Source organism: Effusibacillus consociatus, assembly GCF_042652925.1.
Classification (GTDB): Bacteria; Bacillota; Bacilli; order Tumebacillales; family Effusibacillaceae; genus Effusibacillus; species Effusibacillus consociatus.
Genome location: NZ_JBHSHC010000066.1, coordinates 1 through 1913, shown reverse-complemented (window position 1 = coordinate 1913; position 1913 = coordinate 1). Strand labels below are relative to the sequence as shown.

The 1913-nt window shown below is 38.5% G+C and carries 3 protein-coding genes; 1 reads left to right on the top strand and 2 read right to left on the bottom strand.

Translation table 11 applies throughout. The features are described 5' to 3' along the window. Nucleotides 1–223 precede the first annotated feature (223 nt). The gene (locus tag ACFO8Q_RS09100) at nt 224–838 is read right to left on the bottom strand and encodes a hypothetical protein (protein ID WP_380025458.1); all 615 of its coding nucleotides are present in this window, start codon (nt 836–838) and stop codon (nt 224–226) included. Between the two features lie 26 nt (nt 839–864). After that, nucleotides 865–1482, bottom strand: a complete 618-nt coding sequence (locus ACFO8Q_RS09095) for a hypothetical protein (RefSeq protein ID WP_380025457.1) — start codon at nt 1480–1482, stop codon at nt 865–867. Between the two features lie 307 nt (nt 1483–1789). Between ACFO8Q_RS09095 and ACFO8Q_RS09090 the strand changes: the two genes are divergently transcribed. After that, nucleotides 1790–1913, top strand: a 124-nt coding sequence (locus ACFO8Q_RS09090; RefSeq protein WP_465251882.1) for a sigma factor-like helix-turn-helix DNA-binding protein, incomplete at its 3' end; no start/stop codon positions are given.

Sequence of the window (1913 nt, the reverse complement as noted above, 5' to 3'; positions counted from 1 at the left end):
TGGCTCCAATTCGTTAACAAAGTGGCTCTCACTGATTAACTCACTGGCCTTATGGCAGTGAAATATTCACTAAAAGCACCGTTTTTGGAACGGTGCTTTTGTACCATCTAAAAAAATACTGATCTCGAATTCGTATTGCCTAAAAACAGTTACTGGGCTACATATAAGTTCTCTAAGTACGGAGGGATAGAGTACTAGCTATCCCTCCGTACTTAGAATTTTCTTATTCGGAAATCATATTAGTGTCTTCCAGATCCCAGAATACTCCGGGTACATATTTCTTTTTAGGATTGAAAACAAAATGTTCATCGCCTGAAGAATCGACTAAAAACACTAACTGATCTGATGCTAGCCCTTGTAAATTTGCATTCGGGACTGTAGCCACTATCTCAATAAATCCCTTAAAAGTGGCATCGTTTTGAGTCATAATTCGATCCAAAGCTGTTTTGTCAAATAACCCTTTCTCGGACGGGCTCATTAACAAAGTTCCCCTTAATTTAGTGTCTTTTTCAATTGATCTAATAAGGGTATGCTGTACGTTTAACTTATAGTTATTAACCAACTTTGTTAATTGTCCTTCATTAATGGGCTTAGCAAGTGTAATGGTGACAAAAACCTCTTCTTGTTGGCTGATTTCATTTTGAAGCTTTTTTAGGGTGTTTTCGCTTTCTTTTTTATATTTCAAGAGACCCTCTTTTGATTTAACTATTTTTTGATGAATCTGAAAAGGGTTAAACTTCGGTTTTTGTTCCTCTTGAGTAGCACTGGCAATTCCAGCAACTGCAGTTCCCAATCCACCGACCAATAATGTTGCCAATAGCCAATTTGTATATTTCATTACAATCGTCTCCTTTTCTATTTGATTTAAAGTTGGGGAGTGTATGTTCTTTTTAGGCGGGTATCATAGCGCGTTGTATTCATGTATTGATTATTTTCATTAGCCGTGAAAGCATACTCAGTTGCAGCCTTTGTTACTATTTTAAAATTTGACTTAAATCGATAATCGGTTTCAGCTGTCATTTGTAAAGGAGCTAAACAAACTACCTCAGATTCATCGTTATACCCATTACCTGCCGGAATTTTTGTTTCCGGATCATCATCGACATCATAATAAGGGTTTGGAAAAGTGCTATACAGTTGTGTGACGTCTGCATTTACCGATGTATTGTAGTCATCTGTAACAGATATATCAAATCCTGGATACCAATTGTAAGTTGGACTCTCGTAATAGAATTTGATGTTGTCAATTGTGGCTTGATCATATTTAAATCTTGCCCAAGGTTCGAGATAATGCTTACCATTCTCACTAACTTCGTGAAACGCCGTGTTTCCCCAATAAGGTGCATAACTCCCTTCTTTAGTAGTCCATCCCTGACTGCTACTCCACACGTCAGCCGCCGAAGCAAAGTTTGTCACCAAAACACTACCGGTAATCGTCAATGCTGCTACCACTTTTTTCAATCTCTTATTTTTGTTGATCATCGTTGGTCGCGTCTCCTTTGCTAGGATTTTTGAGTTAAACAATTTATTCTAGAGATTACACTTTACTCTAACTTGCTACCTTCAATCCTCCCTTCCTATAAAAATTATGTAATTTCTCATAGACCTCGGGACTCTTGGAATTCCTACTAGCTTTCGACCTCCCGACATTTTGAATTTACTAGTTTCTGTTAAAAAAACGACTGTATACGGTAACCTAAAAATACGCCACACCGCTCATTGAAACTTCCCCCACCCTGACCGATAATCCTCACAGAGCAGAAGATCAGTGATGTGGGGGCCGGGAGAGATGATCCAATTGATCCAGAAGCAAAATATTCTCATCATGCATTACCGGGAGGGGAAGTCTCAACGAGAGATTGCGAGAATTATAGGGGTCGATCGGAAAACGGTCGGAAAATACATCAAACATT

Coding starts and splice junctions, on each gene's coding strand:
- ACFO8Q_RS09100 (WP_380025458.1), bottom strand. CDS start 838: ATGAAATATACAAATTGGCTATTGGCAACATTATTGGTCGGTGGATTG.
- ACFO8Q_RS09095 (WP_380025457.1), bottom strand. CDS start 1,482: ATGATCAACAAAAATAAGAGATTGAAAAAAGTGGTAGCAGCATTGACG.